Annotated in this window: 19 protein-coding genes and 2 pseudogenes; 6 read left to right on the top strand and 15 right to left on the bottom strand. The window is 70.6% G+C overall.

Annotated elements, in window-relative coordinates:
* Positions 1-176: 176 nt before the first annotated feature.
* On the bottom strand, positions 177-1,559 hold the full coding sequence (locus tag C1J01_RS27710) for an LVIVD repeat-containing protein (protein ID WP_220040121.1): 1,383 nt from the start codon (positions 1,557-1,559) through the stop codon (positions 177-179).
* Between the two features lie 84 nt (positions 1,560-1,643).
* Positions 1,644-3,035, bottom strand: coding sequence for an LVIVD repeat-containing protein (locus tag C1J01_RS27705; protein ID WP_181448995.1), 1,392 nt, complete (start codon positions 3,033-3,035; stop codon positions 1,644-1,646).
* Positions 3,036-3,199: 164 nt separating this feature from the next.
* Between C1J01_RS27705 and C1J01_RS27700 the strand changes: the two genes are divergently transcribed.
* On the top strand, positions 3,200-3,835 hold the full coding sequence (locus C1J01_RS27700; RefSeq protein ID WP_111181903.1) for a DUF305 domain-containing protein: 636 nt from the start codon (positions 3,200-3,202) through the stop codon (positions 3,833-3,835).
* Between the two features lies 1 nt (position 3,836).
* Here C1J01_RS27700 and C1J01_RS27695 read toward each other — a convergent pair whose 3' ends face one another.
* Positions 3,837-4,745, bottom strand: a complete 909-nt coding sequence (locus tag C1J01_RS27695; protein ID WP_181448994.1) for an AraC family transcriptional regulator — start codon at positions 4,743-4,745, stop codon at positions 3,837-3,839.
* Positions 4,746-4,912: 167 nt separating this feature from the next.
* On the opposite strand from C1J01_RS27695, the gene C1J01_RS27690 reads away from it, so the two are divergent.
* Entirely contained in the window at positions 4,913-5,989 is a 1,077-nt protein-coding gene (locus tag C1J01_RS27690) for an aldo/keto reductase (RefSeq protein WP_111181902.1), read from the top strand.
* Positions 5,990-6,041: 52 nt separating this feature from the next.
* Here C1J01_RS27690 and C1J01_RS27685 read toward each other — a convergent pair whose 3' ends face one another.
* Together C1J01_RS27685 and ahcY are read right to left on the bottom strand one after the other, a co-directional pair.
* Positions 6,042-7,277, bottom strand: coding sequence for an adenosylhomocysteinase (locus tag C1J01_RS27685; protein WP_111181901.1), 1,236 nt, complete (start codon positions 7,275-7,277; stop codon positions 6,042-6,044).
* A 220-nt stretch (positions 7,278-7,497) separates the two neighbouring features.
* Positions 7,498-8,925, bottom strand: a complete 1,428-nt coding sequence (gene ahcY / locus C1J01_RS27680; RefSeq protein WP_111181900.1) for an adenosylhomocysteinase — start codon at positions 8,923-8,925, stop codon at positions 7,498-7,500.
* Positions 8,926-9,027: 102 nt separating this feature from the next.
* Here ahcY and C1J01_RS27675 point away from each other — a divergent pair, with 102 nt between their 5' ends.
* Both C1J01_RS27675 and C1J01_RS27670 read left to right on the top strand, forming a co-directional pair.
* Positions 9,028-9,381, top strand: a complete 354-nt coding sequence (locus C1J01_RS27675) for a MerR family transcriptional regulator (protein WP_111181899.1) — start codon at positions 9,028-9,030, stop codon at positions 9,379-9,381.
* Between the two features lie 289 nt (positions 9,382-9,670).
* The gene (locus tag C1J01_RS27670; RefSeq protein ID WP_111181898.1) at positions 9,671-10,075 is read left to right on the top strand and encodes a hypothetical protein; all 405 of its coding nucleotides are present in this window, start codon (positions 9,671-9,673) and stop codon (positions 10,073-10,075) included.
* Positions 10,076-10,144: 69 nt separating this feature from the next.
* Here the strand turns inward: C1J01_RS27670 and C1J01_RS27665 are convergent.
* The 6 genes and pseudogenes from C1J01_RS27665 to C1J01_RS27640 form a co-directional block, all read right to left on the bottom strand.
* Positions 10,145-11,783, bottom strand: a pseudogene (locus C1J01_RS27665) (IS1182 family transposase).
* Positions 11,784-11,885: 102 nt separating this feature from the next.
* Positions 11,886-12,812, bottom strand: coding sequence for a cation diffusion facilitator family transporter (locus C1J01_RS27660; RefSeq protein ID WP_111181897.1), 927 nt, complete (start codon positions 12,810-12,812; stop codon positions 11,886-11,888).
* 48 nt (positions 12,813-12,860) lie between these two features.
* Complete coding sequence (locus tag C1J01_RS27655) at positions 12,861-13,967, bottom strand: SIS domain-containing protein (RefSeq protein WP_111181896.1); 1,107 nt, start codon at positions 13,965-13,967, stop codon at positions 12,861-12,863.
* Positions 13,964-14,131 carry a Trm112 family protein gene (locus C1J01_RS27650; RefSeq protein ID WP_111181895.1) on the bottom strand — a complete coding sequence of 56 codons (168 nt, stop codon included), beginning with the start codon at positions 14,129-14,131 and terminating at the stop codon, positions 13,964-13,966. The genes C1J01_RS27655 and C1J01_RS27650 overlap by 4 nt, the downstream gene beginning before the upstream one ends.
* Positions 14,128-15,477: a phosphomannomutase/phosphoglucomutase gene (locus tag C1J01_RS27645; protein WP_111181894.1), complete on the bottom strand. Its 1,350-nt coding sequence runs from the start codon at positions 15,475-15,477 to the stop codon at positions 14,128-14,130. Before C1J01_RS27645 ends, C1J01_RS27650 begins: the two co-directional genes overlap by 4 nt.
* A 45-nt stretch (positions 15,478-15,522) precedes the next feature.
* Positions 15,523-15,891, bottom strand: coding sequence for a DUF3499 domain-containing protein (locus C1J01_RS27640; RefSeq protein WP_090763568.1), 369 nt, complete (start codon positions 15,889-15,891; stop codon positions 15,523-15,525).
* 253 nt (positions 15,892-16,144) lie between these two features.
* On the opposite strand from C1J01_RS27640, the gene C1J01_RS27635 reads away from it, so the two are divergent.
* On the top strand, positions 16,145-16,585 hold the full coding sequence (locus tag C1J01_RS27635) for a metallopeptidase family protein (protein ID WP_111181893.1): 441 nt from the start codon (positions 16,145-16,147) through the stop codon (positions 16,583-16,585).
* A 59-nt stretch (positions 16,586-16,644) separates the two neighbouring features.
* Positions 16,645-17,010, top strand: coding sequence for a VOC family protein (locus C1J01_RS27630; RefSeq protein WP_111181892.1), 366 nt, complete (start codon positions 16,645-16,647; stop codon positions 17,008-17,010).
* 4 nt (positions 17,011-17,014) lie between these two features.
* Here C1J01_RS27630 and C1J01_RS27625 read toward each other — a convergent pair whose 3' ends face one another.
* The 4 genes and pseudogenes from C1J01_RS27625 to C1J01_RS50155 all read right to left on the bottom strand — a co-directional run.
* The gene (locus tag C1J01_RS27625) at positions 17,015-18,319 is read right to left on the bottom strand and encodes a DUF5719 family protein (RefSeq protein ID WP_111181891.1); all 1,305 of its coding nucleotides are present in this window, start codon (positions 18,317-18,319) and stop codon (positions 17,015-17,017) included.
* Positions 18,319-21,756, bottom strand: coding sequence for a glycosyltransferase (locus C1J01_RS53200; protein ID WP_268958752.1), 3,438 nt, complete (start codon positions 21,754-21,756; stop codon positions 18,319-18,321). Before C1J01_RS53200 ends, C1J01_RS27625 begins: the two co-directional genes overlap by 1 nt.
* Positions 21,757-21,871: 115 nt before the next feature.
* Positions 21,872-22,132 carry a WhiB family transcriptional regulator gene (locus C1J01_RS27610; protein WP_020546325.1) on the bottom strand — a complete coding sequence of 87 codons (261 nt, stop codon included), beginning with the start codon at positions 22,130-22,132 and terminating at the stop codon, positions 21,872-21,874.
* A 317-nt stretch (positions 22,133-22,449) separates the two neighbouring features.
* Positions 22,450-23,164, bottom strand: a pseudogene (locus C1J01_RS50155) (hypothetical protein); the annotation flags it as partial.

Genomic DNA, 23,164 nt, shown 5'->3' with positions numbered 1-23,164 from the left:
GCCCGGCCCCTCGTCCCGGCCGGGCCCGTACACGCAGCCCGGCCCGTACAACGAGCCTCAGCCGTACACGCAGGAGGCCCTGCCGCGGCAGCAGCCGCAGCAGGGCCCCTATCCCCCGCCGGAGCCGCCGCAGGCGACTCCGGGCGGGTTCGCACCGCCTCGCTGACGCGGAGGGATCAGTGACGGCCTCGGCCGTACGACTCCTGCGTCTGCACGTTCAGGTGGTCCAGGCGGACGCCCTTGGCGCCGTCCGTCAGCCGGTCCTTGATCTGAACGATGTCGAAGCCTTCGTTGAAGTCGGCCGCGTAGATGTAGCCGTTGTAGTAGTACGCCGACCAGATGCCGCCGCCGGAGCCGTCCGAACGCGGGCCGCGCTCGAAGTAGCCGATCTCCCGCGGGTTGGCCGAGTCGGTGAAGTCCCAGACCGACAGGCCGCCCATGTACCAGGCCTGGACCATGATGTCCTTGCCCTTGACCGGGATCAGCGAGCCGTTGTGGGCGACGCAGTTCTCGGTGTCGGCCTGGTGCCGCGGGATCTTGAAGTAGCTCTTGAACACGAGCTCGCCGTCCACGATGTCGTAGATGGCGTCCGCGCCGCGGTTCGGCCCGACCGTCTCGTTGCAGGTGGCCGCGCCGCCGCCGCCGAGCTCGTCGGTGAAGACGACCTTGGTGGCGTCGTTGTTGAACGTGGCGGAGTGCCAGAACGCGAAGTTCGGGTCCGTGGTCCGCGCCGTGACGACCGGGTTCATCCGGTCGGAGATGTCGAACAGCACGCCGTCACCCATGCACGCGCCGGCCGCGATGTCCTTCTCGGCGTAGACGGTGATGTCGTGGCAGCCGCTGGTCGGCAGGAGCAGGCCGGGCTGGGTCTCGTTGCCGCCGTCGGGGAAGACGACCGGCGTGGCCGCGACGTGCGCGGTGGCCGGGTTCTTCAGCGGCACCTTGATGACCGAGATCTTGTCGTGCGGCGGCAGGCAGTCGGGGAAGTTCGCCGACGGCGAGTACGAGGAGACGTAGACGTAGACGTTCTGCCGGGCGTCGCGGCCCTTGCCCGGCACGACGGTCAGGGTGTGGGAGCCGCAGTTCGTCTCGACCGACTTGATGTACTTCGGATTCGCCTTGTCGGAGATGTCGAAGATGCGGACGCCCTCCCAGGCGGCCTTGTTGCTGGCCGGCAGGGTGCCGCTGTTGCAGGAGTCGTCGCTGCGGGAGGCGTCGACGGCGCCGAACAGCAGGTTGCCGTAGACGCTGACGTCCATCTGGGCGCCCGGGCAGACGACGGAGCTGACGACCTTCGTCTTCTTCGGGTTCTTGATGTCGTAGATCGAGAAGCCGCCGTAGTTGCCGACGTAGGCGTAGTCGCCCTGGAAGGCGATGTCCGTGTTGATCGTGGCGGCGATCGAGGCCGGCTTGGGCACGTTCTGCACGTGGGTCACGTTGGGGCTGGTGACCACGGTGTCGGCGGGCGGGATGTCGGCGGCCTGCGCCGGCATTCCCACCAGCGCTAACGCGGCGGCGGCTGCCGCCGCGACCGCGACGGCACGACGAGTGAGGGACACTCGGGATCCTCCTTGATCACGGTTGGACTGTCGGAGAACGAACGCGGTGAGGACCGGGTCACGGCCCTCACCGCGCGGGGGTGGTCAGCGACCGGGTTCGCGGTACGAGCCCTGCGTCTGCGTGTTGAGGATGTCCATCTTCACGCTGTTCGCCTGGTTCGTACGGGGGTCGTTGATCTTCAGCACATCGAGGCCCAGGTTGAAGTCGGAGCCGTAGATGTAGCCGTTGTAGTAGTAGGCCGACCAGAAGCCGCCGCTCAGCGCGGGCGCGGTGTTGTCCGGGCCGCGCTCGAAGTAGGCGATCTCCCGCGGGTTGGCCGAGTCGGTGAAGTCGACGATCGAGATGCCGCCCTGGTACCAGGCCTGGACCATGATGTCCTTGCCCTTGACCGGGATCAGCGAGCCGTTGTGGGCGACGCAGTTCTCGGTGTCGTCCTGGTGGCGGTCGATCTTGAAGTAGCTCTTGAAGACCATCTGGCCGTCGACGATGTCGTAGTAGGCGTTGGCGCCCTTGTCCGGACCGATGGCCTCGTTGCAGGTGGCCCGGGTGCCGCCGCCGAGCTCGTCGGTGAAGATCACCTTCGTGCCGTCGTTGTTGAACGTGGCGGAGTGCCAGAAGGCGAAGTTCACCTCGTCGCGGACGGTCGCGGTGACCTTGGGCTGCTCGGGGTCGCGGATGTCGAGCAGGATGCCCTCACCCATGCACGCGCCGGCCGCGATGCCCTTCTCCGGGTAGGAGGTGATGTCGTGGCAGCCGGTCGTCGCCGACTTGCCGTTCGGGTACGACCCGGGCACGCCCGGGAAGCCGCCGTCCGGGAAGAGGTTCGGCGTGGCGACGACCGAGGCCGCCGTCGGGTCGGCCACCGGCACCTTGATGATCGAGATCAGGTCGTGCGGCGGCTGGCAGTCGGGGAAGTTCGCCGACGGCGAGTAGGACGAGACGTAGATGTAGACGTTCTCGCCGCTGGAGTCGGGCACCAGCGTGTGGGTGTGCGAGCCGCAGTTCGTCTCGACCGACTTGATGTACCTGGGGTTGGCCTTGTCGGAGATGTCGAAGATCCGCATGCCCTCCCAGGAGTTCTTGTCGGCGGCGGTCTGCGACGTGCTGCTGCAGGAGTCGTCGTTGCGCGAGGAGTCGACGGAGCCGAACAGCAGGTTGCCGTAGACGCTGACGTCCATCTGGCCACCGGGGCAGACGACCGAGCTGACCAGGGAGGTTTTCTTCGGGTGCTTGATGTCGTAAATCGAGAACCCGTAGTAGTTGCCCACGTAGGCGTAGTCGCCCTGGAACGCGATGTCGGTATTGATGTCAGCCAGCGGCTCGGGCTTCGGCACGTTGGTGACATGGGTGATGTTCGGGCTCATGACGATCTCGCCGGGAGCCGGGATGTCCGCCGCCTGCGCGACCGGCACGGTGGAGCCGGCGAAGGCGAGCAGAGCCGCGACCAGAACGGCGGCTCTTCGGGGGGTGAACACTCGGGACCTCCGATAAAGGGGGCATAAATCTACGCAATCCTTACCTCCATCGCGTTCAGAGGCCAGCGTCCAACCTGTCAATTTTTGTTCCTGTTCGCTCCCTTTCAATTGTCCCGTTCTTCCCCTAAAGTTCGCATTCTCCACCGAGTCAGCAGGGAGGTTGAGTGCGCGCCGCGCTCGTCGTCATCGTGGGCACGGTCGTTGCCCTCTCCGGTTGCAGCTCCAGCGCGACGCCGCAGACACCCCGGGCCGACTCGACCGCGCCCGTGATCGCCCCCGGACGCCCGGGCGAAGAGGCCAGGACGCTGGCGCCCGGCGAGGCCGCGACGGCCGTGCCCTCGCCGACCGCCAACGCGGCCGACATCACGTACGTCCAGGACATGATCGTCCACCACCGGCAGGCCCTCGACATGGCGCTGCTCGCCCCCAACCGGGCGGAGTCGGCCAAGCTCAAGAGCCTGGCCGACCGGATCCAGGCCGCCCAGGGGCCGGAGATCCAGTTCATGACGACCTGGCTGCGCGAGCAGGGTCAGCAGGTGCCCGAGCACCACGCGGCGCACGAGGGCATGCCGGGGATGGCCACGCCCGAGCAGCTGGAGGCGCTCAAGGCGGCCACGGGCAAGGACTTCGACCGGATGTTCCTGGAGCTCATGATCAACCACCACCTGGGCGCGATCAAGATGTCCGAGCAGGTCCTGATGAGCGGCACGCACATCCGGGTCGAAGAGCTCGCCAACGACGTCAACGTCACCCAGACGGCCGAGATCCGCCGCATGCAGGAGCTCCAGACCGAGCTCTGACCTATGTCGGCACGCCGTGCACGCCGTGCCCCGGGTCCAGCTCGACCTGGAGCCGGGCCGCGTCCTGGGCCGGCGGCAGCCCGTACATGCGCCGGTATTCGCGGCTGAACTGCGAGGGGCTGTCGTACCCCACGCTGTATCCGACCGTCGCCACGTCATGCGGCGCCGCGATCAGCGCGATCCGCGCCGCCTGGAGCCGGAGCTGTTTCTGGTACTGCAGCGGGCTCATCGCCGTGACCGCCCGGAAGTGCCGGTTGAGTGAGGAGATGCTCACCCCGAGATGGCCGGCCAGGTCCTCCATGCGGATCACCTGGTTGTAGCGCGGCCTGAGCCATTTGACGGCGCGGGCGACGAGGCTCATGCGGCTGTCGGCCGAGCCGATCTGCCGGACCATGGCGCCCTGCGGGCCGTTCATGAGCCGCCAGTGGATCTCGCGGCGCACGCCGGGGCCGAGCACCTGGTGGTCCCGCGGGTCGTCGAGCAGGCGTAGGAGCCGCACGACCGCCTCGAGCAGGCCCTCGTCGGCGTCGCTGACCGCGACGGCGGGCCCTTCGTAGGCGGCGGCCGGGGTGGCGGCCTCCAGGAGCAGTTGCGCGATGATCGCGGGTTCGAGCGCCATCCCGACCGCCTGGAAGGGCTCGGCCGGGGAGGCGTGGATGATCTGCGAGGTCAGCGGCAGGTCGACGCTGACGACGACGTACTGCCCCGCGTGGTAGTCGAAGGTGCGTTCGCCCAGGACGGAACGTTTCGCGCCCTGGACGACGAAGGCCACCATCGGCTCCGCGACGGCCACCAGCGGCGCGGCGACGCGCTCGGAGGAGACCACGCTCAGGCCGTCCGCCGTGGCCGGCGGCGCGTTGCGCCGGGCCGTCGCGGCGATCCGCCTGCGCAGCTCCACCAGAGGTTGCATGCCGCTCAGTGAAGCACCCTCCGGCCGCGCCGCGCAACGAGAGCATGATCCACGCGAAGTTGAGCGGATCGTGCAAGAGGCTAGGCACATCGGTCTAGGGGGACGCCGCCTGCCCGTGGTCGGATGAATGACCGCAAGGCAAGCCACTGACGAAGCGGAGCACCGCGATGCCTCTTGATTCCTATGTCACCCTCGGCCGCTCCGGCCTGCGGGTGAGCCCCTTCACCCTGGGCACGATGACCTTCGGCGAGGACCTCGGCTGGGGAGCCTCCCCGGAGGAGTCGAAGAACATGCTGGCCGCCTACCTCGACCGGGGCGGAAACTCGATCGACACGGCCAACATCTACACCAACGGGCACTCCGAGCAGATCATCGGTGACTATTTCGCCGGCCGGCCGGAGGCGCGCGACCGCGTGGTGCTCGGCACCAAGTTCTTCTGGAACCAGTACCCGGGTGACCCCAACGGCGGCGGGCCCGGCCGCAAGGCCATCGTGCGGCAGCTGGAGAACTCGCTGCGCCGGCTGCGGACCGACCACGTCGACATCTACTGGCTGCACAACTTCGACCCGGTGACCCCCGTCGAGGAGACGATGCGGGCCCTGGACGACCTGGTGAGCGACGGGAAGATCCGCTACGTCGGCTTCTCCGACATGCCCGCGTGGGCGACCACCGAGGCGGCCGTCGTCGCGCGGTTCCGGGGGTGGACGCCGGTCGTCGCCCTCCAGGTGGAGTACTCCCTGCTGGAGAGGACGGCCGAAGGCGAGCTGTTCCCCATGGCCGCCGCCCTGGGCATGGGCGTCACGGCCTGGGGGCCGCTCAGGAGCGGTTTCCTGTCCGGCAAGTACGGCAGCGACCGGAGCGGGCAGGTCGACACCACCCGTACGGCGCTCGTCGGCGCGCCTCGTCCCGAGGACTACCGGGTGATCGACGTGCTCAACGAGGTGGCCGCGGACATGGGCGTGAGCGCGGCGGCGGTGGCCATCGCCTGGGTCCAGGGCCGCGCGGAGATCGCCTCGACGCTGATCGGGGCCCGGCGCATGGACCAGCTGGAGGTCAACCTCACCGCGCTGGACCTCCTCCTGCCCGATGACCAGCGGGCGCGGCTGGACGCGGCCTCGACGCCGTCGCTGAACTTCCCGGCGGCCAACAACGCGTACATGAGCAGGATGGCGCAGTTCGCCGGCGCCACCGTCGACGGCCTGCCGTCGGTCCTGTCCCCGCTGCTCGCCGCTCCCCGCCGGTGACTTCTGGCCGGCCCGCCGCGCGCGTCCGAGCAGTTCCGCTCCTGAGGCGGTGCTAGGAGCCCACGCGCCAGGAGTGGAGATACGCCTCCTGGTCACCGGTGAGGGTGTCGATGCCGATGCCGGCGGCCTCCAGCTTGAGCCGGGCCACCTCGTGGTCGATCTCCTCCGGCACGTCGTACACGCCCGGCGCGAGGCCCGCCGCCTCCCTGGCCAGCCAGGCCACGGCGAGGGCCTGCGCGGAGAACGACATGTCCATGACGGCCGCCGGATGCCCTTCGGCGGCGGTCAGGTTGACCAGGCGGCCCTCGGCCAGCAGCAACAACCGCCGACCGTCCGGCATGACGTACTCGTCGGTGTTGGGCCGCACGCCCCGGTGCACCTCGTGGGCCAGCTCGTCCAGCGCCCGCACGTCGATCTCGACGTCGAAGTGGCCGGCGTTGGCGAGGATCGCGCCGTCCTTCATGACGGCCAGGTGCTCGGCCCTGATCACGTCGCGGTTGCCCGTCACGGTGACGAACAGGTCGCCGATCATGGCGGCCTGGGCCATCGGGCGCACCTCGTAGCCCTGGAGGGTGGCGTCGAGCGCCTTCACCGCGTCGATCTCGGTGACGACCACCCGGGCGCCGAACCCCTTGGCCCGCTCGGCCACCCCGCGCCCGCAGAACCCGAACCCGGCCACGACCACCGTGCGGCCGGCCAGCAGCGTGTTGGTGGCCCGCATGATGCCGTCGAGCGTCGACTGCCCGGTGCCGTACCGGTTGTCGAACATGCGCTTGGTCCGGGTGTCGTTCACCGCCACGACGGGGAACCGCAGCGCGCCCTCCGCGGCCATCTGCCGCAGCCGAATGATGCCGGTGGTCGTCTCCTCGCACCCGCCGCCGACGCCTTCCAGCAGGTCGGTACGCTCGGTGTGCAGGATGTTCACCAGGTCGCAGCCGTCGTCCAGCACCAGGTGGGGCCCGACGTCGAGCGCCCGGTGGATGTGACGGTAGTAGGTGGCCCGGTCGACCCCGGCGCGGGCGTGCACCTCGATGCCGTAGCCGCGCAGCGCCTCGGCCACGTCGTCCTGCGTCGACAGGGGGTTCGAGGCGGCCAGCGCGATCTCGGCCCCGCCCGCCTTCAGCGCCCCCATGAGCACGGCCGTCTCGGCGGTGACGTGCAGGCACGCCGCGATGCGCAGCCCCTCGAGCGGCCGTTCGAGCGCGAACCGCTCGCCGATCGCCGTCAGCACCGGCATCGAACGCGCCGCCCAGGAGATCTGCCGCTCACCGCTGTCACTGAGATCCATGAGTGCCTTCACCGAAGAACGCGGCCAAGAAGACGCTCCGTCACGGCGCCCGGCCCGCGAGCCCTCACGACCGGCCAGGACAGACGGCAAGGGGCTACGGCGCGTGCGGGTGACTTGGCCTGCCGTAAAAGAGGGACGGGGTGCTCCTTCGCGGGAGCACCGATATGGGAAAGCTCCGGGAGGCGAGAACCCCTCCCGGAGCGTCCTGGAACGAAGCGGATCAGTAGCGGTAGTGGTCCGACTTGTACGGGCCCTCGACGTGGACGCCGATGTAGGCGGCCTGCTCCTTGGTCAGCTCGGTCAGCTTGACGCCCAGGGCGTCGAGGTGGAGCCGGGCGACCTTCTCGTCGAGGTGCTTCGGCAGCGTGTAGACCCCGATCGGGTACTCGGACGTCTTGGTGAACAGCTCGATCTGCGCGATCACCTGGTTGGTGAACGAGTTGGACATCACGAAGCTGGGGTGGCCGGTGGCGCAGCCCAGGTTCATCAGCCGGCCCTCGGCGAGCACGATGATCGAGTGGCCGTCGGGGAAGACCCACTCGTCGACCTGCGGCTTGATGTTGTTCCTGGTGATGCCCTCCGTCCGGGCCAGCCCGGCCATGTCGATCTCGTTGTCGAAGTGGCCGATGTTGGAGACGATCGCCTGGTGCTTCATCCGCGCCATGTGGTCGGCGGTGATGATGTTGAAGTTGCCGGTGGCGGTGACGAAGATGTCGGCGATGCCGACGACCTCGTCGAGCGTGGTCACCTGGAAGCCGTCCATGGCTGCCTGGAGCGCGCAGATCGGGTCGATCTCGGTCACGATGACGCGGGCGCCCTGGCCGCGCAGCGCGTCGGCGCAGCCCTTGCCGACGTCGCCGTAGCCGCAGACCACGGCCACCTTGCCGCCGATCAGCACGTCGGTGGCGCGGTTGAGGCCGTCGATCACGGAGTGGCGGCAGCCGTACTTGTTGTCGAACTTCGACTTGGTGACCGAGTCGTTGACGTTGATCGCCGGGAAGAGCAGCTGGCCGTTCTTGTGCATCTCGTAGAGACGGTGCACGCCGGTCGTGGTCTCCTCGGTGACGCCCTTGATGCTCTCGGCGATCCTGGTCCACCGCTTGTCGGCGCCGACCGTGCGGGTGAGCAGGTCGACGATGACGTGCCACTCCTCCGGGTCGTCGGCGGTGGCGGGCGGCACGGCGCCGGCCTTCTCGTACTCGGCGCCCTTGTGGACCAGCAGCGTGGCGTCGCCGCCGTCGTCGAGGATCATGTTGGGGGCGTCGCCGTCAGGCCAGGTGAGCGCCTGCTCGGTGCACCACCAGTATTCCTCCAGCGTCTCGCCCTTCCACGCGAACACCGGCACGCCCTTCGGGTCCTCGGGCGTGCCGTCGGGGCCGACGACCACCGCGGCGGCGGCGTGGTCCTGCGTGGAGAAGATGTTGCAGCTCACCCAGCGGACCTCGGCCCCGAGCGCCACCAGCGTCTCGATGAGCACGGCGGTCTGGATGGTCATGTGGAGCGAGCCCATGATCTTCGCGCCGCGGAGGGGCTGGGAGGCCGCGTATTCCTTGCGGACCGCCATCAGGCCGGGCATCTCGTGCTCGGCGAGCCGGATCTCCTTGCGGCCGAAGTCGGCAAGTGAAAGGTCTGCGACCTTGAAGTCCATCGGGTTTCCCCTCGCGTCACTGATGTTGTCTGCGACGAGTCTAGGCGCCGGTCACGGGGGGTCGCATCTTGAGCAGGCCGAAACTGACGTAAGAATGTAAGAATGCGCATCACGGAAGCGGCGAAACGGCTCGGCATGTCCCCGCGGATGCTCCGATACCGGGAGGCCCTGGGGCTGCTGCCGCCGGTCAGGGAGCAGGGGGCGCACCGGCGCTTCGGCCCCGACGAGCTGGCGGCCGTGGCCCAGGGCGTGGAGCTGGAGAAACGGTTCGACGTGTCGCCGGCCGAACTGGCGTTCGCGCTGCGGGTGCTGACCGAGCCGGCGGTGGCGGCCGCCGTACGCGACTTCGGGGTGCGGATCGGCCGCGTCCAGGTGCCCCGAAGGGCCCTGGACTTCGAGAAGGAGAAGGCCCTGCGGCTGCTGCGCCCCTCGGGCGGCCCCCGCCGCCCCGTCTAGGGACACCGTTGGCGAAGTAGGCCAAACAGAAGCAGCCCCGTGGTCACGTCTGTGATCACGGGGCGTTTCTGCGTCAGGAGGTGCACGCCGGGCAAGCAGGGCTCATCAGAGAGTGTCTCTGATCCCTAAGTCCATCCCCCGAACTGGGCGGTAACTTTACGCGAGGGGGAACGGGTACGCGATCATGTGATCCATGTCGATCCCCCGGGACCCGCCCGCACCCGCACCACCGCAGAAGTCCAGACATTCACGAATGGCTCGCCGAAGCGGCTGCCTGGCCTTGCTATTAGTGCCGTTCCTGCTGCTCGCGGCGATCGTCATGGCGCCGGCGTGGATCAATGACCACCGGCTGGCGCGCATGGTGGGCCGCATCCAGGCGTATCCGCTGCCATCCGGAACAGACTTCGGGTACTTCGACCCACAAATCGAGGTGAGCGGCGACTCCGGCGACTGCTGGTACACCATCCGCTTCGAGCTCTTCACCGAGCGGCCCGTCCAAGAGGTGCTGAACCACTACCGCCAGGCGAAAATCGAAGACCCCGACGGAGACCTCGGCGACTACGACGTAGCGGCCTTCACGCTGTTCGACGAACCCGGCACCCCCATCGTGGATGACACCTCCGTCACAAACTCAGTGATCATCGACCTGGACGGCATGTACGACGACACCTGGATGGACATGCGCTGCTACTGACACGGCAGGGCCGCTCGCGTGCAGGTCTCTTGCGCTCTAATCAAGATCGCCGGGATTAAAGACACCCTCTCACGCCACCGGGCGCAGGGCGGCGAAGCGCGAGGTGCGGGTCGGGGCCAGCGGCGTTCCGGTGAGCCACGCGTCGAGCCTGGTGAGGTTCATCGCCGCGGCGATAAGAATGTGCTGGAGATGGGTCTTGGCGGTCCGGCGATAGCGGCACCGCCGCAGGCCAAAGCCTTTGACGCCTTGGGCGATGGTGCCCTACACGCCTGCTCTGTGGGCGTAGCGTTGCTGCCATTCGTCGGTGCTTTGCCTCTGGCGTGCGCGTTGCAGGGCTTCATGCTCCTCCTGTGGGCGCAGGGTGATGCGTCGGCCTTTGGCTCCACGTGTGCACAGGTCCCGGCTGGGGCAGTCCTTGCAGTCGCGCATCGAAAAGCGCACCCGGATGACCGGAGTTCCGCCTTGATCGGTTTCATTGGCCCAGGGCAAGCTGGTGGCTCCGGTGGGACAGGTCATGACGCGGTTGTCCCAGTCGATGGTGAAGTCGCTGACGGCGAAGCCGTTGCCCCCGGCGCTTTGCCAGGCGTTGTCGGGCATCATCGGTCCCAGCAGTTCGATGCCGCGGCGATCGGAGCGGGCGAGGTTGTGCGCGCTCATGTACCCCTTGTCGGCCAGATGCACTGCCGGCGTCAGTTCGCGCGGCCAGGGCCTCCTGTACCAGGTTGGTGGCCTCGTAGTCGCTGCCGGGCGATGGGGCGGTGATCACGTTGGTGATCAAATGAGGGGCGTCGGTATCGCAAGCCTCGGTACGGTGCACCTTGTAGCCGTCCCAGTGGGAGTCGCGCTTGGTTCCGGTTCGGGCGTCGCTGTCGTAGGGCGAGATCTGGCGGATCGTGCCTGGCGGCTGCTCGTCAGGGGTTCGCCAGCGCAGGTGGTCGTCGATGGTGACGTACTGCTGGATCCATACGTGGCGCAGGGTTTGCACCGCGGGAATGTCGCGCAGCCACCCAGGAGCGGCCTGCGAGTAAACCGCGTGCAGGACGCCGCTCCCATCGGCGCCGATTTCGTGGCCGAGCTGGATGCGCTCGGCCTTGTTCTTGGGCAGTCGATAGTCCTCGACGCGGGCCTCGTAGCGCTCGAACCATTCAGGTTCGGCCTGAGCCAGCAGCCAGTCGGGGGCGGCGGCCAGCGCGTTGAGCGCGGCGCGCACTGTTTCATGCACGTGCTCCAGCCGATTCATGGTGCGCATGGCCATGAGCACGTGGGTGGAGTCGGTCCGCTGCCGACCCCCGGCTCGAAGCAGCCCGGCGGTCGCGGCACGCTCCAAGATCGTGTCGAGCAGGCTCTGTTCAAGCGATCCTGCAATCAGGCGATCCCGGAACTCGCTGAGCACCGAGTAGTCAAAGCCAGCGTTGGTCAGCTCTAGCCCGAGCGCGTACTTCCAGTCGATCCGCGCTCGCACGGCCTCGGCCGCCTGCCGGTCGGACAGTCCCTCGCCGAACTGCAGGATCGACACCAGCGCCAGCCGAGCTGGAGACAGCGCTGGACGGCCACGAGCGGAGAACGCCGCGGCGAAGTCCTCGTCCTCGAACAGCACACCCAGCGCATCTCGGATACGGATTGCCAGGCTGCCCCTCGGGAAGGCTGCCCGCGCTACCGCCAGGGTGGCCGCCGGGATCTGATCGGAACCAGTCGAACGCAGCGACACCCACGACTCCATCCGCGAGCAAGAACGACAGTAGCGGCCCATGATCACAGACATGATCATGGGCCGCTACTTTTTGATCTACTTCGCCAACGGTGTCCCCGTCTAGGACGCCGGGGTGCGCGACCGGTCGAGGTCGGGCTCCAGGTAGATCACCCGCGCGATCGGCACGGCCTCGCGGATGCGCCGCTCGGCCTCGTCGATGCCCCGCGCCACCTCGGCGGCGGTCTCGTCGTGGGCCACCGCGATCTTGGCGCCCACGAGCAGCTCCTCCGGGCCGAGGTGCAGCGTGCGCATGTGGATGATCCGCTCGACCTCGGGCGCGTTCTCGAGCGCCCCGCGGATCTGGTCCTCCACGTCGGGCGAGGCGCCCTCGCCGACGAGCAGCGACTTGGTCTCGATGGCGAGCACGATCGCGATCACGGCCAGCAGCACGCCGATCATCAGGGTGCCGATGCCGTCCCAGACGCCGTCGCCGGTGACCACGGCCATGGTGACGCCGAAGAGCGCGAAGATCAGGCCGAGCAGCGCGCCCAGGTCCTCCAGCAGGATGACCGGCAGTTCGGGGGACTTGGAGCGGCGGATGAAGGCCCACCACGACTGCCGCCCCCGGACGGCGTTGGACTCCCTGATCGCCGTACGGAACGAGAACGCCTCGGCGATGATCGCGAAGATCAGCACGCCGAACGCCCAGATCGGCGCCTCCACCGGGTGGGGGTCGGAGAGCTTGTGCACGCCCTCGTAGATCGAGAACGCCGCGCCGATCGTGAAGAGCACGACCGCCACCACGAAGGCGTAGAAGTAGCGCTCGCGCCCATAGCCGAACGGGTGCTCCCGCGTGCTCGCCCGGGCCGCCCGCTTGCCACCGACCAGCAGCAGGACCTGGTTGCCCGAGTCGGCGACCGAGTGGATGCCCTCCGCCAGCATCGAGGAGGACCCGGTGAAGAACGCCGCCACGAACTTCGCCACCGCGATGGCCAGGTTCGCCGTCAGGGCCGCAATGATTGCCTTGGTACCGCCGCTCGCGCTCACCGATCCACTCCACCTAACATGATCACGATAAAGGCCTGATAAGCGATACTATGGGGAAGTTCGGGCCTTCAGTTCCGTGATCGCTGACACAGCCGTCGGATCCGTCCCGTATCCCAGCGCCAGATACGTGCTCGCGTAGTCGCCCAGCATGATCAGCGAGGCCATCCGCTCCAGCGGGTGCTCGCCCTCGGCCGTGAGCTCGGTGACCGGGACGTCGCGATCGCCCGCCAGCCGCAGCGCCGCCTCGCGCTGCCGCGTCACCTGCGGGTGCTCCTCGACGTCGCGCATGACGACCAGCCTGAGCGTACGCCCGGCGGTGTCGGCGAAGATGTCGCGCTCGGCCAGCGGCCCGTCGAAGACCGCGACCTGGTGGTGCCCTGCCTCAGGGAGCTCACCGTGGACGGCGGGGTATTTCGCGTTCGCGGCGAGCTGGCACACCAGCCGGTGGGCCGCCACCGACGCGGGCGCCGACGTCCCCCACACCATCGGCACGCTCTCGGCCAGGTCCATCGCCAGCGCCTTGCCCGGGTTGATGAACGAGTCGCTGGACGGCCGGCAGCGGTTGGCCAGGTCCTCCAGCGACTTGGCCACCCGCTCGAACAGGCCGGCGTCGGCCGGCACCAGCCGCAGCGCGGCCGCCGCGGCGATCACCGGCACGGCCAGCAGCCACAGACCCGCCCGCGACTGCCCGGTCACCGGCACCGGCACGTGGACGGCCGACGCCTGCGTGGCGATCGCCTGCAGCGGGGAGCCGGCCGGGCCCACGCCGAGCAGCGTGCAACCCCTGCGGACGGCCTGCGTGGCGACGGCCAGCGTCTCCTCGGTGCGGCCCGAGCCGGAGACGGCGACGACCAGGTCGGTGGCGCCCACCCAGCCGGGCAGCTGGTAGGAGCGCACGGTCACGATCGGCAGCGGAGCGCCGTTGCCGGCCACCGCGGCGAGGATGTCGCCGGCGATGCCGGAGGCGCCCATGCCCACCACCACGATGGCGCGCGGGCGGCCGTGGCCGGCCAGCCGATCGAGGCCGGCCTCGACGGCGGCTCGATGGCCGGTGCGTACGTGGGCCGCCGAGGCGGCGACCGCGGGCAGCATGCCCTCGGGGTCGGCCTCGCTGAGATGACGCTGGTCGTCGAGCCGCTCCGGCTCCCAGGTCACGGCTTCCTGGCCTCGTCGACGAGCAGGACGGGGATGTCGTCTCGGACGGGGTAGACCAGGCCGCAGCCCGTGCAGGCCAGCTCGTCGGCCTCGGCCTCGGCGCGCAGCGGAGCCTTGCAGGCCGGGCAGGCAAGGATCTCCAGCAGCCAGTCGTCGATCTTCACTCTGACACCTTTCCCACGATCGTGAGGACCTCGTCCCTGATCGCCGTCATCTTGGCTTCGTCGGCCGCCTCGGCGTTGAGCCTGAGCAGCGGCTCGGTGTTGGACGGCCGCAGGTTGAACCACCAGCCCTGACCGGTCACGGTGAGGCCGTCCGTCTCGTCGAACTCCCCGCGCGCGGCGAACGCCTCGCGCACCCGGCGCAGCGCCTCGGCCTGGTCGGACACCGCGCTGTTGACCTCGCCCGAGGCGTGGTAGCGCGAGTAGGCCGACACGACCTGCGACAGCGGCCGGTCCTGCTCGCCCAGCGCGGCCAGCACGTGCATCGCGGCCAGCATGCCGGAGTCGGCGAACCAGAAGTCCCTGAAGTAGTAGTGGGCCGAGTGCTCGCCCCCGAACACCGCGCCCGTGCGCGCCATCTCGGCCTTGATGAACGAATGCCCCACCCGCGTGCGCACCGGGACGCCGCCGTGCTCGCGGACGATCTCGGGCACGCCGAGCGACGTGATCAGGTTGTGGATGATCGTCGCGCCGGGGTGTTTCGCCAGCTCGCGCACCGCGACCAGGGCCGTGATCGCCGACGGCGAGACCGACTCGCCACGCTCGTCGATCACCCAGCACCGGTCGGCGTCGCCGTCGAAGGCGAGGCCGAGGTCGGCGCCGCTGTCGAGGACGGCGCGCTGCAGGTCGACGAGGTTCTGTGGCTCCAGTGGGTTGGCCTCGTGGTTGGGGAAGCTGCCGTCGAGCTCGAAGTAGAGCGGCACCAGCTCGATCGGCAGCCCCTCGAACACGGCCGGCACGGTGTGGCCGCCCATGCCGTTGCCGGCGTCGACGACGACCTTCAGCGGCCGCACGCCGCTCAGGTCGACCAGTGTGCGCAGGTGGTGGGCGTAGCCGCTGAGCAGGTCCTTCTCGATCATGGAGCCGCTGGGCGTGGCGGTCACGCCGACCAGCTCGGCCGCGCGGTCGCGGATCTCGGTCAGGCCCGTGTCGCCGCCGATCGGCACCGCACCGGCCCGGCACATCTTCATGCCGTTGTAGCGCGCCGGGTTGTGGCTGGCGGTGAACATGACGCCGGGCAGCCCGAGGCTGCCGCTGGCGTAGTAGAGCAGGTCGGTCGAGCCCAGCCCGGCGTGGACCACGTCGGCGCGGCGCGAGCGGGCGCCGCGGATGAACGCGGCGGCCAGCGGCGGCGACGACTCGCGCATGTCATGCGCGACCACGACCGACTGGGCGCCGGTCACCTCGACGAAGGCCGCCCCCACGGCCTCGGCGGTCGGCTCGTCGAGCTCGTCGGGCACAACCCCGCGAACGTCATACGCTTTGAAGATCTTGGCGAGGTCGCCCACTCTCCAGCTCCGCCCTTAGGTCGTTCTCCTCCGTGTAAAACGAGCCTACCGGTCGCGGTGCTGCTGGGCCGACCTCAGAACGCGCAGGTGCCCGCGGCGGCCGACCTCGACCCCCTGACCGACCGGCTCCCCGCTGCCGGACGTCGTGGGCCGCGCGGCCTCCCTGACCGCGTTGGCCAGCGCCTCGAGATCGTCGGAGCTGGGCGAGGCGCCGTCGGTCGGCAGGCGGACCACCTCCCAGCCGCGGGGGGCGGTCAGCCGCTCGGCGTGTTCGGCGCACAGGTCATAACAGTGTGGCTCCGCGTACGTCGCCAGGGGGCCGAGAACTGCGGTCGAGTCGGCGTATACGTACGTGAGCGTGAAGACGGCAGGCTGGCTGCAAGCGGTGCGGGAACAACGGCGGACGGGGCTCACGGAGGGACCGTATCCGGTAAGAGTGCGAGGCGCCACTATCTGAGCGCTCTTAACGAGCGTGTCGCCACAATTCGGACACCTGTCGCAGCCTTTCCACCCACATGCCCCGAAGTCACCGGGCCTCGCGCCGGGCGTCCCACCCCGGGCTTGCCCATCTCGCCACCTGCCCAATCACCCGAACCCCACCGATCTTGCCCCAGAACCGCGGCTCCGCTCCCGGTGACGCAGGGCGCGGGCCCGTACACTTGCTGGCGTGACACACAAGCGCGGTCCCAGACGGCGCGATCGGCATGGTCGCGGCCTGCGCGGCCCGCTCGCCCCCTCCCACGTCCCGGTGGCCAAGTCGCGCAGCGAACGCTTCGACGACCTGGTGCTCGACGCCGTCGACCGGCTCCGGCCGCGGTGGGAGAGACAGCTGTCGGCGGTGGAGTTCGCGGTCGAGGAGGTGCCGCCGCTGAGCGAGCTCGGCGACGGGCCGCAGCTGAGCTCCGACCCGATCCCGTTCGGCCGTGCCGACGCCGCCACCGGTCAGTCGCCCGCCTCGGTGGTGGTCTACCGCCGCCCGCTGGAGGCCAGGGCCCGCGACCGCGAGACGCTGGGCGCGCTCGTCCACGACACGGTGGTGGAGCAGGTCGCCACCCTGCTCGGCCTCTCCCCGGAGACCGTCGACCCGGGTTACGACGACCGCCGCTGAGGCGGCGATGAGTTCCGCGCCGTCCCCGGATCTCCTCCTGTGACGACAGGAGGCTCGACATGAGCAAGCACCCGATCACCGGCATCAGGACCGTCGGCGTCCCGGTCTCCGACCAGGACCGCGCGGTCGCCTTCTACGTCGGCGTGCTGGGGCTGCAGAAACGGCTGGACGCGCCGGTCGAGCAGTTCGGCGGACGGTGGATCGAGGTGGCGCCGCCGGGGGCCGTCACCACGATCGCGCTCGTGCCCGGGGAGAAGACCGGCGTCGAGACGGGCATCCGCCTCACCGTGGGCGACGCGGCGGCGCTGCACGCCTCGCTGAGCGAGCGCGGGGCCGAGGTGGGCGAGCTGCTGCTGTGGGACGGCGTCCCGCCCATGTTCACCCTGCGCGACCCCGACGGCAACGGGCTGGAGGTGGTCGAGTAGCGCGTTACGGCGCGACGACCCTGGGGGTGTCGGTGAGGGGCGGCAGCAGGGTCCACGAACGGGCCGGCGCGAGCGGCTGCACGGTGAGCAGGACGGCGTTTCCCGCACGTTCCTCCACGACGCGGGCGCCGTAGACCTCGCCGGCCACGGGCGTGACGGACACCGCGAAGTCGCCCTTCGCCGCCAGCTTGACGTTCCTGGTGCGTCCGGCCGGGATGTCCACCTCGAACGGCTCCGCCGCCTCGCCCCCCGCCGGCAGCACCTGCACCCGCACCTTGCCCGGCTTGCCGAGCGCCGTCAGCACGAGCCGGGAGCCCGCGGCGTTGCGAGCCACCGCGCTGCCCAGCTCCAGCGACGGGGTGCCGGCGGTGAAGGCGACGTCCCCCGGCTGGCCCGTGCTCGTGACGACCAGTCCTGCCACGACCGGTGTCGGCGACGAGAGCACCAGCGCGGCGGATGAGCCGGCCAGCGCGGTGGTCACGTCCACGGCGACGACGCTGCCCGCCGGCACGGACACCGTCTCGCGGCCGCGCATCGCGTACTCGGCGTCCTCACTGACGGCCGTCAGCCGCACGACGGCGTCCGTCTCGCCGGGCGCCGCCACCAGCAGCCTGCGCTGCCCGCCGCCCCCGGGGATGCCGGGGACGACCACGCGCGTGGCCGGGGGCCCGGCCGACGGGAGCCAGTCCACTCCCCCGGTCTCCATCGTGGTCCTGGCGAAGGCGGCGACGCGGCCGAAGATCGTGGTGACGCTGACGGCCATGATGTCGGCCGACGGGGCGAGCGTCCGCAGGTCGATCTCGCGGTGCTGGCCGGGGGCGATCTCCAGGCCGACGCCCTTGTCGCCCGAGACCGGGCCCTCGGCCGCGTACACCTGCACGTCGGCCAGCGCCGGCGCCTTGTCGGCGTTGACCAGGTGCAGGCGCACGTCGGCGTGCACCGGCCCCGGGCCCACCAGCCAGGTCTCGGCGGCGGGCTCCGTGCAGCGGACCCCGGCCAGGCCGCGGGACTCACCCGCCGTGGCGCGGACGAGGTAGCCGGCCTCCAGGCCGCCGGGGCCCTTGGTGACGTACGGGTCGCCGCTCTCCAGGGTCTCGGCGTTCAGGGTGCCGGGCAGGTAGACGTTGACCTGCTGGCCCTTGGCCCCCGGGCAGACGGCGGTGACCGACTCGACGGCGACCCGCTTCGGGGTCTGCGCGGGCGGGGGCGGCGGGGCGGGGCGGGTCGCGAGCGCGACGCCGTACAGGGCGATCAAGGACACCACGACCAGCACGAGCAGGCCGAACCTGTTCTCCACGAACCTTCGCATCACGCCACCGCCACGGCCTGCTCGGTGCCCTCGCTCTGGCGCCGGCCCGGCGAGGCCAGGATCACGATCACGATCACCAGGGCGCCCTGCACCCACAACCACGGCGTGTGCAGCACGTTCGCCGGCTGGGCGGGCACCCGGGTGACCGGCTCGGTCAGCAGCCACAGGCCGCCCGAGTCCGACAGGCTGAGGCGCTGCAGCGACGGTTGCGAGTCCAGCGTCCTGGCCAGCGGGGGCGAGACGGGCGGCGCGACGGCGACCATCGCGATGCCGTTGGCCGCCAGCGTGGCCGCGTCGCCGCCGCGCCCGCCGACCAGGCCCTGCACCGCCGCCTCCACCCGGGAGCGGGCCTCGGACGCGACGGGCAGCTCCGCCTCGCCGATCACCGGTGTACGCCCGTGCAGGATGGTGAAGGACGAGCCCTCGATGACCAGGGTGCGTTCGCCGTTCGTGGTCCTGGCGGCGGCCAGGGCGGGCAGCACGTCGGGGGCGTCGCCGACGAGCGGGCCCCGCACGCCGGTGGCCATCCAGTGGCCGGCGGCCAGCAGCGGCGTGCTGAACGCCACCGCCACCACCGCCGTCGCCCCCACCCGGCGCAGGCCGCCCGCGGCGCGGATCTCGCTCAGCCGGTGCGCGGTCAGACCCACCAGGACCACCAGCCCCGCGCCCGCGAACGCCAGCGGCACGCCCGGCCAGACCCGCACGCCGTCGACGGCGACGCGGCTGACCAGGACGGCCGCGCCGACGCCATAGAGCGCGACGCCCCAGCCGATGGCGACGATCACGCGCTGGCGGCGCATGAGCAGCGCGGCCAGCGCCGCTGCCACCAGGCCGGCCGTCACCCAGAACGGCGGCAGGCCGGGCCCACCGGGGCTGAGCGCCAGCAACGACTCGGGGCCGAGGGACGGGTCCACCAGGCCCGGGTCGTGCAGGCCGGCCTCCAGGAGGAACCTGCCCGGGTCTGTCACCAGGCTCGCCAGCCACGGCATGAGCAGGACGAGCGGCACCGCTAGCGCGATGCCCAGCGACGCCCCCACCCCATCGCTGTCTGCCGCACCGCCCTCGGCGTCGCCACTGGCGCGGACATCCCTGTCGCTCCGGGCAACGTCGCCGCGGGCACGACCACCGTTCCGGAAACTTCCGCCGCTACGGGCACGGCCGCCGTTCCCGGCATCCCCGCCCCTACGGGCATGACCGCCATTTCCGACATCCCCGTCGCTGTGGGAATGGCCGCCGTTCCTCGGCTCGTCGGTGTTGCGGGCGTCGGCGGCCCTCCGGCCACGGCGCCCGCCCCTCGCGCCGCGTCCGCTCCGACCGGTTTCCTGCTCCGCCGCTCCGTTCGCCGTGGCCCCATGTCCGGGTGCTCGCCGTCTGCCGCCGCGGCGGCCGCTGGGCGTCTGCCCGGCGGGGCCGTCCGCGTCGGGACTGAGCACGACGGCGCTGACGACGTCCCGACCGGCGGGTCCCTCGCCGAGGGCGAGCGCACCGGCCGTGCTCCTGCCGGCCGTTCCCGGCTCGAAGAACCCGGCAGGGCCCTGTCCGGCGGCGACCTGGACGGGCGCTCCCGGGCTGAAGAGACCGGCGGCGGCCTGGTCGGCGGTTCCCGTGTCGAAGGCGCCCTGACCTGCGGGCCCGTTGCCGAAGAGGTCCTGACCGATCTCCCCGGGAGTCTCCCGCACGGACGCGCGCCGGGCGCGGACCTGGCGGACGCCGACCGCGCCCAGGACGCCGACGATCGCGAAGAGCGGATAGACCAGCGGCACGAACGCCGTACCGACCGTCAGCAGGAGGCCGAGACCCCAGGCGGCGCGGCGGGCGCGGCGAGGTTCGGCGCGCAGCATGGTGGTGAGGAGCCAGGCGTAGACGGGGACGAGCACGAACACCACCGCCGTCCCCAGCCGTCCCGCCGCGATGGCGCCCGTCGCGACGGGCAGCAGCGCGTACGTCCCCGCCGCCCAGGCCCGCGCCGGCACCGCCGGGATGACGTGCCGCGTGGCCAGGTACGCCGTGGCCCCCGCCAGCGGCACCGAGCCGAGCAGCAGCACCGAGACCGCCACCCACGTCTTGCCGAACGCCAGCGTGGACAGCGCGGCCAGCACGGCCACGTACGGCGGCGCGGGAGCGGTCGAGCCGAGGCCGACGTCGTGGAAGCCCTCGGTGTAGAACGCCCACAGGTCGGACGCGCCGCCTGTCACCGGGACGAGCGCGCCCCCGCCGAGCCGTTCGCCGGCGAGCAGCGACCGTTCGGCCACCAGCGCGACCACCGTGAGCGCGAACATGAGGATGACGCCGGGCCGTGCGGCGAAGCGCTTGACCGCCCCGGTGTCCGCCGGCGGGGCGATCTCCTGCTCGTCGTTCGTGGCCGCGTGGTGGTGCCGGCCGGCCGCGTCGAGCGGGGCCTCCCCGGCGAGGAAGCTCTGCAGCATGTCGGTGAGCCGCCGGTACGCCGCCCACCGAGGGGTCATCAACCGCTTTACGCGGATATATCCCTTCTTACGGCCATGACGGCGGGCCTGGCGCGCCCGTCTCAGCCGTCCCGGGTGCGCCAGGATCGACCCCATGGCCACCACTTCGTCCAGCGCGTTCGCCGGCTGCTTGCTCACGATGAACAGCAGCGTGCGCACGGCCGCGCCGACGACGTTCCGCAGCAGCGCCCAGAGCAGCGCGCCGAACGGCAGGTTCGCCATGATCACGAAGAGCGCGTTGCGCCGGTCGAGGCGGCGAGGGTGGTCGCCGCTGACCGCGATCGGCCGCCGCCTGCGGGCCGCCGCCTCGGCGTGCCAGGCCACGGCGGAGGTCACGTTCACGACCTTGTGACCGGCGTTGCGCACCCGCCAGCACAGGTCGAGGTCGTCGCGGAACAGCGGGAAGTACGGGTCGAGGCCGCCGACCTTCTCCCACACGTCGCGCCGGATGAGCATGCCGGCCGTCGACACCGACAGCACGTCGCGCACCCCGTCGTGCTGCCCCTGGTCGTACTCGCCCGGCTCCAGCCCGGTGTCCCTGCGGCCGGTGCGGCCCACGGTCACGCCGATCTCCAGCAGCCGCCGGCGGTCGACCCAGTCACGCAGCTTGGGCCCGAGCACGGCGGCCTTGGGATCGTGCTCGGCGGCGGCGAGCAGCGCCTCCAGCGCGCGCCGGTCAGGGGCGCAGTCGTCGTGGAGCAGCCAGATCCACTCGTCGGGGCCGGCGGGCGGCAGCTGCGCGAGCGCCGCGGCGACGGATTCGCCGAAGCCGGAGGTGCGGTGCAGGGAGATCAGGCTGCCGGAGCCGAGCGTCTGGGCGAGCAGGTCGGCCGAGCCGTCCCTGCTGCCGTTGTCGACGCCGGCCACGCGGTCGGGCCTGCGGCTCTGGCTGACCAGAGCGCGCAGCGTCTCCCCGAGCCAGCGCGCGCCGTCATGGGCGACGACGATCGCGGTGACGAAGGGACGTGACATCGGTGGGCGACTCCTGAGGGGGAAGATCAGGCGCGCCCACCATACCGGTGAAAGTGTGTCAGGAGATGCGAAAAGGGTCACACGGCGACCCGCGTGACCCTTTCCCCCCTTATACCTATACGGCCTGGCGCTTGATCCGTCTGCGCTCCCGCTCGGACAGCCCACCCCAGATGCCGAAGCGCTCATCGTGCTCGAGTGCGTATTCCAGGCACTCGGCACGGACTTCGCACGATCGGCAGACCTTCTTGGCCTCTCGGGTGGAGCCGCCCTTCTCCGGGAAGAACGCCTCCGGATCAGTCTGCGCGCACAACGCGCGCTCCTGCCAGCCGAGTTCTTCAGCGTCAAGCTGATCCTGTGCGATGACCGGATCGGTCACTGCACACCTCCCTGCCGCCCGCCCGCAATGGAGCCCCCCATGGACGCCTTCCTTATTACCCACCCACTGGAAGGCGTAACAACATGGTTGTAATTACACGCGTGTGCTGTACGCGGCGTCAAGCGGCATGCAGGTATCCGGGGAAAGACCAGATCTCGCCCCGGTGTGCTCGGCATGTGATGTTCTCACCGGCCGACACCTTACGCGCATGGCATCGGCCTGGCTTGTTCAACGCTGTCAGCGGTCGGAACCGTACCAGGGCGGGATAGACGCCTGCCCGTGGCCCACCTTCTCTCTAGCCGTTCATTGCCGGTCCGTTACCTGCGTGGCTCGTTGGGGGTGTATATGGCGGTTGGATCGATCGGGTCGTCCCCGGGGCGGCGGTGGTCGCCGCCGAACGCCGCGGGATCGATCCGCATCGTCGACTCGCCCTGAGCCTCCGGCCAGCCCGGCTGGGCCTGGTGGGTGGGCTGGTACTGGCCCTGCTGGGGCTCGTACCCGCCGCCGTGCTGCGGGGGCTGCTGCTGCGGGTGGCCCAACGGGTCGTCGTACGGCCTGCCCTGGCCGGCGTAACCGGGCGCGTGGAGGTCCGGCTGGGTGCCCCCGGCGTTCGAGTGCTGGTACGACTCCGCCTGCTGGTAGGCGTCGAGCAGCTGCTGCGAGCGCGGGTCGACCGGCGGGTCGGGCTCCTGGTAACCGGCCGAGGCGGCGTACTCCTGGCCCGAGTACCCGGTGAACGGCTGGCCGCCCTGCTGGTCGAAGGCGCTCTGGCCGTACTGCTGCTGGCCGTAGGAGGGCTGCTCGGCCGACGGGTACGGCATGCTCGGCGCCGTCTCGCCGCCCGGGTACGCCGGCTCGCCGGGGGCGGCGAAGGCGTTGGGCAGCGTCTCGCCCGGCGGCGTGTACGCGCCGGCCTGGTCGGCGGGCGGGGCGTAGGGGTTCTGGCCGTAGGCGTTCGGCTGGCTGTCGGCCGGGACGTACGGCGCGGGGGTGTACTCACCGACGAGCGGGCCCGGCGCCGAGGGGGCGGTG

The sequence above is a fragment of the Nonomuraea aridisoli genome, from assembly GCF_003236395.1.
In the GTDB taxonomy this organism is placed as follows: Bacteria; Actinomycetota; Actinomycetes; order Streptosporangiales; family Streptosporangiaceae; genus Nonomuraea; species Nonomuraea aridisoli.
This window is presented reverse-complemented; position numbering and strand designations above follow the sequence as displayed.

What these genes read in the sequence shown, in the direction of transcription:
- C1J01_RS27690 (WP_111181902.1), top strand. Translation starts at nt 4,913, where the DNA reads ATGCCTCTTGATTCCTATGTCACCCTCGGCCGCTCCGGCCTGCGGGTG.
- C1J01_RS53200 (WP_268958752.1), bottom strand. Translation starts at nt 21,756, where the DNA reads ATGTCACGTCCCTTCGTCACCGCGATCGTCGTCGCCCATGACGGCGCG.
- C1J01_RS27695 (WP_181448994.1), bottom strand. Translation starts at nt 4,745, where the DNA reads ATGCAACCTCTGGTGGAGCTGCGCAGGCGGATCGCCGCGACGGCCCGG.
- ahcY (WP_111181900.1), bottom strand. Translation starts at nt 8,925, where the DNA reads ATGGACTTCAAGGTCGCAGACCTTTCACTTGCCGACTTCGGCCGCAAG.
- C1J01_RS27625 (WP_111181891.1), bottom strand. Translation starts at nt 18,319, where the DNA reads ATGCGAAGGTTCGTGGAGAACAGGTTCGGCCTGCTCGTGCTGGTCGTG.
- C1J01_RS27630 (WP_111181892.1), top strand. Translation starts at nt 16,645, where the DNA reads ATGAGCAAGCACCCGATCACCGGCATCAGGACCGTCGGCGTCCCGGTC.
- C1J01_RS27685 (WP_111181901.1), bottom strand. Translation starts at nt 7,277, where the DNA reads ATGGATCTCAGTGACAGCGGTGAGCGGCAGATCTCCTGGGCGGCGCGT.
- C1J01_RS27675 (WP_111181899.1), top strand. Translation starts at nt 9,028, where the DNA reads ATGCGCATCACGGAAGCGGCGAAACGGCTCGGCATGTCCCCGCGGATG.